7 protein-coding genes are annotated in these 7,248 nt (G+C 66.7%); 4 read left to right on the top strand and 3 right to left on the bottom strand.

Annotated elements, in window-relative coordinates; genetic code table 11:
* Window positions 1-123 precede the first annotated feature (123 nt).
* Entirely contained in the window at window positions 124-564 is a 441-nt protein-coding gene (locus VHR41_17080; GenBank protein ID HEX3235911.1) for a hypothetical protein, read from the bottom strand.
* A 324-nt stretch (window positions 565-888) separates the two neighbouring features.
* Between VHR41_17080 and VHR41_17075 the strand changes: the two genes are divergently transcribed.
* Window positions 889-3,144 (top strand): protein kinase, encoded by a 2,256-nt coding sequence (locus tag VHR41_17075; protein HEX3235910.1) that lies wholly within the window; start codon window positions 889-891, stop codon window positions 3,142-3,144.
* 60 nt (window positions 3,145-3,204) lie between these two features.
* Here the strand turns inward: VHR41_17075 and VHR41_17070 are convergent, their stop codons facing one another.
* Window positions 3,205-4,149, bottom strand: a complete 945-nt coding sequence (locus tag VHR41_17070) for a cysteine synthase family protein (GenBank protein ID HEX3235909.1) — start codon at window positions 4,147-4,149, stop codon at window positions 3,205-3,207.
* A 173-nt stretch (window positions 4,150-4,322) separates the two neighbouring features.
* Between VHR41_17070 and VHR41_17065 the strand changes: the two genes are divergently transcribed.
* The 3 genes from VHR41_17065 (at window position 4,323) to VHR41_17055 (ending at window position 6,710) form a co-directional block, all read left to right on the top strand.
* The gene (locus VHR41_17065) at window positions 4,323-4,679 is read left to right on the top strand and encodes a YciI family protein (GenBank protein ID HEX3235908.1); all 357 of its coding nucleotides are present in this window, start codon (window positions 4,323-4,325) and stop codon (window positions 4,677-4,679) included.
* 13 nt (window positions 4,680-4,692) lie between these two features.
* Window positions 4,693-5,949: an RNA polymerase sigma factor gene (locus VHR41_17060; GenBank protein HEX3235907.1), complete on the top strand. Its 1,257-nt coding sequence runs from the start codon at window positions 4,693-4,695 to the stop codon at window positions 5,947-5,949.
* A gap of 158 nt (window positions 5,950-6,107) precedes the next feature.
* Window positions 6,108-6,710, top strand: a complete 603-nt coding sequence (locus VHR41_17055) for a hypothetical protein (protein HEX3235906.1) — start codon at window positions 6,108-6,110, stop codon at window positions 6,708-6,710.
* A gap of 11 nt (window positions 6,711-6,721) precedes the next feature.
* Here VHR41_17055 and VHR41_17050 read toward each other — a convergent pair.
* Window positions 6,722-7,248: GGDEF domain-containing protein (locus VHR41_17050; GenBank protein ID HEX3235905.1), on the bottom strand; the 527-nt coding region annotated here is incomplete at its 5' end.

Here is a 7,248-nt window from a genome sequence, read left to right as displayed (position 1 = left end):
GCGGAGCGGCTCACCGAGACGGGGCTCGCGCTCGGCACGCCGGCCTACATAAGCCCCCGAGCAGTCGACGGGACAGCGGGACGTGGACGGGCGAAGTGACATGTACAGCCTGGCCTGCGTGCTCTACGAGATGCTGGCTGGTGAGCCGCCGTTCACCGGTCCGACGGCGCAGGTGATCCTGGCCCGGCACTCACTCGACCCGGTGCCGAGTCTCCGGACTGCAAGGCGCACCGTCCCGCTGGGGATGGAGCAGGCGATCGTGAGGGCCCTGGCCAAGGTGCCCGCGCGGGTCGGATGGGAGACAATCAGGAGGTCGGCCAGGTCCTGGAGTTCCCCGCCGGCGCAGACAGCGGGAAGGTCTTCAAAGCTTATCCCGAAGAGGGCGGTGAGCCCCTGCTCGGTATCGATAACAATTTGTGGAGAAGGTGCTTCCAATCTCGTGACAGTCGCCTCAGATGAAGGCGGAGCGCTGGTGGCCGGGTCGGTGACACCTGCGTTGTCGCCGCAGGCAAGCGCGAGAGTGCCCGCGAGTACGCCCACCGGAATGAGTAGGACCCGATGCATGCTAGACCTCCAGACTAAAGGACATGACGGAGAGCTCTACTAGTTGCGACCCGGAGGTTCCAGGGTCCTTCGTGGCGTCGGAGTGGAGGCGTCGCGGAGAGTGGCGATGACCCGTGGCATTGCGTTGCCAACTTTCCCCGGGTGTTCTTATGCCAAATCGGTGCGAGGACCTGAGATACCGCGTGGTACAGAGGCCGTCAAGATCTAGAGTGCGACGGAGCGTAGGCCACGAGAGTCTATTATTGTCAACCCGGACACTACCCGCCGCTGGCGGACGCGTGCGCAGGACACTAATCTAGGAGTCCCTGAAAGGGACCTCGGGCAGTGGCCGACTCTCTCCCTCTTCTGACGATCGCCCTCGCCGACCGCTACGCCATCGAGCGCGAGCTCGGTCGTGGCGGTATGGCCACCGTCTACCTCGCCCGCGATCTCAAGCATCATCGCGCCGTTGCCGTGAAGGTCCTCCGGCCGGAGTTGGCGGGCGCCATCGGCCCCGAGCGCTTCCTCCGCGAGATCGAGATTGCCGCCGGCCTGAGCCACCCCCACATCCTTCCGCTCTTCGACTCCGGAAGTTCCGGCGGCCAGCTCTACTACGTCATGCCCTTTATCGAAGGCGAGTCTCTGCGCCAGCGGCTCGACCGGGACCGGCAGCTTCCCATCGAGGATGCCCTGCGGATCACCCGCGAGGTCGGCGACGCGTTGGGATACGCGCATAGTGTCGGCTTCGTGCATCGCGACATCAAGCCGGAGAACATTCTGCTCTCGCACAACCACGCGATCGTCGCCGACTTCGGCATCGCCCGCGCGATTTCTGCAGCAGGTGGCGAGAAGCTGACGGGGACCGGGCTGAGCCTCGGCACACCGTCCTATATGAGTCCCGAGCAGGCGGCCGGTGACAGTGAGTTGGACGGCCGGAGCGACCTGTACAGCCTGGGGTGCGTGCTGTACGAAATGCTGGTGGGTGATCCGCCCTTCCTGGGCCACAGCCCGCAGCAGATCCTGGCTCGCCACGTGCTGGATCCGGTGCCGCCTCCGCGGACGGTACGGCCTGCGATCCCTGCCGCACTGGAGCGAACCCTGCTGCAGGCTCTCGCCAAGGACCCGGTGGACCGCTTCGCAACGGCGCACCAGCTCGACGATGCGCTGCGTCTTTCGCCGAGCGGCCCGCAGGTGACGGTGACATCGTTGCCCGCGCCACCCGCGCAATCGATCGCCGTTCTCCCGTTCCTCAATATGAGCGGAGACACCGACAACGAGTACTTTGGTGATGGCCTTGCCGAGGAGCTGATCAACCTTCTCACCGGCGTGAAGGGACTGCGTGTCCCCTCCCGAACCTCGGCCTTCGCTTTCAAGGGGACGAAAGCGGACGCGCGCACCATCGGGCAGACGCTCAACGTGGGCACCGTCCTGGAAGGGAGCGTGCGGAAGGCAGGCAACCGGCTTCGGGTCACGGCCCAGCTGATCAACACGGCCGACGGCTACCACCTCTGGTCGGAGCGGTATGATCGGGAGATGGCGGACGTCTTCACGATCCAGGACGAGATCTCCCAAACGATCGTCAAGGCGCTCCGGATTCAGCTCACTCCCGAGCGACAGGAGGCGTTGGTGAAACGCCCTACCGACAAACCTGAGGCGTACAACGCCTACCTCAAGGGGCGCTATCACTGGAACAACCGGCCCCTCGGGACGCCAAAGGCGATTGAGTACTTCGAGCAGGCCATCTCGATCGACCCGAACTACGCGATGGCCTACAGCGGCCTGGCCGATTGCTACAGCAGTTTTGGGAGCTGGGAACACGGCGGCATGCCGCCACGCGAGGCCTCGTCCAAGGCGACAATGGCTGCCAGGCGGGCGCTGGAGCTAGATGACACCTTGGGGGAAGCCCACAGCTCGATGGCCTTCGTGAACCTTCATTTCGCCTGGGACTGGCCCTCCGCCGAGCGGGGATTGCATCGCGCGATCGAGCTCAGCCCATCGTATCCTACGGCCCACCACTGGCGATCTCACCTGGCTGCGGCGATGGGTCGCTTCGACGAATCCTTGGCGGAAAGCCGGCGCTACCTCGAGCTGGAACCGACGGACGTGTTGGCGAACTTTCACCTAATCTGGCACTACTGGCTGGCGCGGCAGCCTGAACCGGCGATTGATCAGGGGTGGAAGACGGTGGAGTTGCATCCGACCGCATTCTGGCCAGAGTTCTTCATGGGGCTAGCGTGGGAGTACCAGGAGCAGATGAATGAAGCCATTGCCCGCTTTCAGAAAGCCCTCACCATGTCCGGCGGCAAGAGCTTCGTCCGCGCGGCGCTGGGGCACGCCTACGCTGTAGCCGGTGCGCGGGATCTGGCGGCAGAGGTCCTCGAGGAGCTGGAAGCTCAGAGCCTTCGGCAGTACGCACCCGCCTACGACCGTGCGGTCATCTACGCCGGCCTCGACGATCACGACCGCGCCTTCGACTGGCTGGAGCGTGCCTATGACGAGCGCTCGAGCTGGATGAGCTACCTCAAGGTCGAGCCCCGGCTCGACGTGCTGCGCTCGGATGCTCGGTTTGGGACACTTCTTAGGAAGGTGGGATTGGAATGAGGGGTCCCGTCGGCCGGCATCTGTCGAGCCGTGAGACCATAGCATGGTTCTCGCCAGGGGTTATTCCTGGTACAGGTCCCCAGCCAAATATTTGAGTCCGCTGTCGCACGCGACCGTGACCACGCGATTTCCCGGTCCAAGCTCACGGGCAAGCTCGAGTGCTCCCACCACGTTTATGCCGGTTGACGTCCCCGCGAAGATGCCCTCTTCCGCCGCCAGCCGCCTGACCATCGCGCGTGCCTGGGCCTCATCGATTCCGCGTGCTTCGTCGTAGTACGCAGGGTCGAGCAGCGGAGGTAGGAACCCGATGCCGATGCCCTCCACATGGTGCGAGCCGGCTCGCCCAGCCGACAGGATCGGGGAACTGGCAGGCTCTAGCGCTACCACTCGCACTCGATCGGGCAGACGCCGGAGCACTCCGGCGACTCCCATGAGCAAGCCGCCCGTGCCGACCCCTGCGCAAAACGCCGTGAGGGAGCCCTCGAGCTGCTCCACCAACTCTGCACCGATCGACTCGTAACCCTTCAGCGAATCGCGATTGAAGACCTGGTTGGTGAGATACGCTTCCCGTTCCTGGCCGAGAGCTCGGGCACGATCGATCATCCTCGGAATCAAGTCGGGCGTGATGACCCCACCATTGCTCGGAACGATGATCACCTCGGCCCCAAAAGCACGCATGGTTCGCAGCTTTTCGGGTGCGAAGGCATCCGAAGACACGGCGAGGAACCGATAGCCCTTCGCCGCGCAGACGAAAGCGAGCGACGAACCGGTGCTGCCGCCGGTATACTCCACGACCGTCATCCCCGGACGCAACTCGCCTCTGGCCTCGGCTGCCTCGATCAGAGCCCGGGCCATGCGGTCCTTGTAGGACCCCGTTGGATTGGAGCCCTCCAGTTTGACCCACACCTCTGCGGCCGAGGGAGGCGCCACCTTGTGCAGCCGGACGATCGGGGTGTTTCCGATGGCATCCAGCACTGTGGCTCCCGGCGGCGATAAATGAGCCATTGGACTCCTGGTTCAAGGTGGGCTGCCGGAGGGCGCCGTCGAATTCCTCCCCCAGTACGTTAGGGAGTGTACCTCGGGCGGCAAGAGAGCGGATCCGCCCGGCTGTCGAATCCGGCCTCCCCCGGACGACTACTTGGCATCCACAGCCGTCCCACCCCGATCCGGAGGAACCCATGAAGTACCTGTGCCTGATCTACGACGAGGAAAAGAAGATTGGCGCCATGTCTCAGAGCGAGTCGGCCGCGTTCATGGGGGAGTATTTCGCCTTCACCGATGGGGTCCGGAAGAGCGGGCACTACGTGGCCGGGGAGGCGCTGCAGCCGGTGCAGACGGCCACCACGGTCCGGGTCCGGAACGGGAAGGCCTCCGCCACCGACGGCCCGTTCGCCGAGACCAAGGAGCAGCTGGGTGGCTTCTACCTGATCGAGGCGCGGGACCTCAACGACGCCATCCAGGTGGCCTCGAAGATCCCGTCGGCCCGGACCGGCAGCATCGAGGTGCGGCCGATCATGCAGTTCGACAAGCGGTAGTCGGAACGGCACGGTGAGCGAGGACTCGGCTGGCCCGGCGCGCGAGACGGTGGATGCCGTCTACCGGGCCGATTCGCGCCGGGTGCTCGCCACCCTGATCCGCCTGCTCGGCGACTTCGACTTGGCCGAGGAGGCGCTGCACGATGCCTTCACGGCGGCGGTCGAGCGCTGGCCGCGGGACGGGGTGCCTACCAATCCGCGGGCCTGGCTGGTCTCCACCGGCCGCTTCAAGGCGATCGACAGCCTGCGCCGGCGGGCCCGCTTCGACGCGTCGCTGGCCACGGTCGCCGAACAGCTCGACGCCGATGCCAGCGCTCCCGGGGACGAAACGGTCGAGGATGACCAGCTGCGGCTGATCTTCACCTGCTGCCACCCGGCCCTGCCGCCGGACGGACAGATCGCCCTCACGCTACGGGAGGTCTGCGGGCTTACGACCGAGGAGATCGCCCACGCCTTCCTGACGACCCCGCCCACGGTGGCCCAGCGGATCGTGCGGGCCAAAAACAAGATCCGCGATGCCGGCATTCCCTATCAGCTCCCCTCCCGGGCCGACCTGCCAGACCGGCTCGACAGTGTGCTCCAGGTGGTCTACCTGGTGTTCAATGAGGGGTACTCCGCATCCTCGGGCGAGGCGCTCACCCGGCACGATCTCTCGGGCGAGGCGATCCGCCTCGGCCGGCTGCTGGTCGACCTCCTGCCTGACCCCGAGGCGGTGGGACTCCTGGCGCTGATGCTGCTGCAGGAATCCCGGCGCGCCGCGCGGACCTCGCCGGCCGGCGAGCTGGTCCTGCTGGACGATCAGGACCGCTCCCGCTGGAACCGGGAGCAGATCGCCGAGGGAGCGGCGCTGGTGGAGCGGGCGCTGGCGTCCCGCCGGTTCGGCCCATACACGCTGCAGGCGGCCGTCGCGGCGGTGCACGCCGAAGCGCCCTCGGCCGCGGCCACTGATTGGCCGCAGATCGTCGGATTGTATGACGTGCTGGCGCGGATCGATCCGTCGCCCGTGGTGGAGCTCAACCGCGCCGCCGCAGTGTCGATGCGGGATGGCCCGGCGGCTGGGCTGGCGCTCATCGACGCCATCCTGACTCGCGGGGATTTGGCAGGGTACCATCTAGCCCACTCGGCGCGCGCCGAGCTCTGCCGGCGGCTGGGACGCACGGCGGAGGCCCGGGCATCGTATGAGACCGCCCTCGCGCTGACCCGGCAGGGGCCGGAGCGGCGGTTCCTGGAGCGGCGGCTGGGGGAGGTGGGGGAAGGTGGGGCAAGGTGAGGTAGGGTGAGGCAAGGTGGGGCAGGGTCGCTGCTAGGGATAGTATTGACGGCGATGACCCTAGCTGCAAGCTTGGCCTAGTGGTAGTTCGTCCCGCCTTGCGGTCTCACGGTTCAATCTTGGTGCCGGTCCAGGTACTCCAGCCACGGAGGGCTGTCATGCGCCCCGTCTTCGCTTCCCTCGTTCTCGCCGCCGCCGGCATAGGCCTGGTGCCGAACCAGCTCCTGCCACAGGCGGTCCCGGCATCCGCGAGCCTCTCACCCAGTCTCGAGCAGGTTCGCGCGGCGCTCGACAAGTACCAGGATCCGATCCTCGCGGTCCACGATGGCTATTTCTCGACTCTGGCCTGCATCCAGTTCCCCTCGGCGGGCGGGGCCGGCCAGGTGGCATATCCGGCTGGGGGAATGGGCGTCCATTTCCTCAACGTCGGACTCATCGGAGCTCCGCTGGATCCGCTGCATCCGCAGGTTCTGCTCTATGAGCAGCACGGGGACAAGCTGCGCCTGGCGGCCGCGGAGTGGTTCGTTCCGCTGCCGACCGGTGCGAAGGGGCCCCCGCGACTCTTCGACCGGACCTTCGACGGGCCGATGGAGGGGCACCACCCGATCATGCCGGCCATGATGCACCACTACGATCTGCACGTGTGGCTCTGGAAGGCGAACCCGGCGGGGATGTTCAGTCCGACCAATCCCGCCATCAAGTGCAGCCAGCCGGGATATTCTCTCTCGGAAAAGGCGCCCCGGCTGGTGCCGGCTCAGTAGCGATCCGGGACTCAGGGTGACTCGAGAGTCAGGCTGACCTGCTGGTCCGCGGCCGCGGTGCTGGGACCGATGCATCGCGCACGGCCTGCCCGCTTGGCGATCAGCAACCGACTGTCCGCCCCAGTCAGCAGCGCCTTCGGCGTGGCCGCGTCCACGTCGTCGAGCGTGCCCGCCACCCCGGCGCTGAAGTTGAGCCGGAGCACCTCGCCACCGCCCAGCTCGATCGGCGTGTTCGCGATCGCGCGGCGGAGCGCCTCGATCCGTCCGAGCGCCGCCACGGCCGCCGTGCCCGGCATGAGCACGACGAACTCCTCGCCGCCGTACCGCGCCACCAGGTCCGTGCGCCGCATCGCGCGGGTGAGCCGGTCGGCCATCTCGCACAGGGCGCGGTCGCCGAGCGCATGGCCGTGGACGTCGTTGATCGCCTTGAAGTGGTCGAGGTCGAGGATGGCCAGAGAGAGCGGCTGGCCGCTCCGGGCCGCGCTCTCTATCCCCGCGGCCAGGGCGCGGTCGAAATGCCCCCGGTTGAACAGCCCGG

Source organism: Gemmatimonadales bacterium, from assembly GCA_036265815.1.
GTDB lineage: Bacteria > Gemmatimonadota > Gemmatimonadetes > Gemmatimonadales > GWC2-71-9 > CAVVWJ01.
This window is presented reverse-complemented; position numbering and strand designations above follow the sequence as displayed.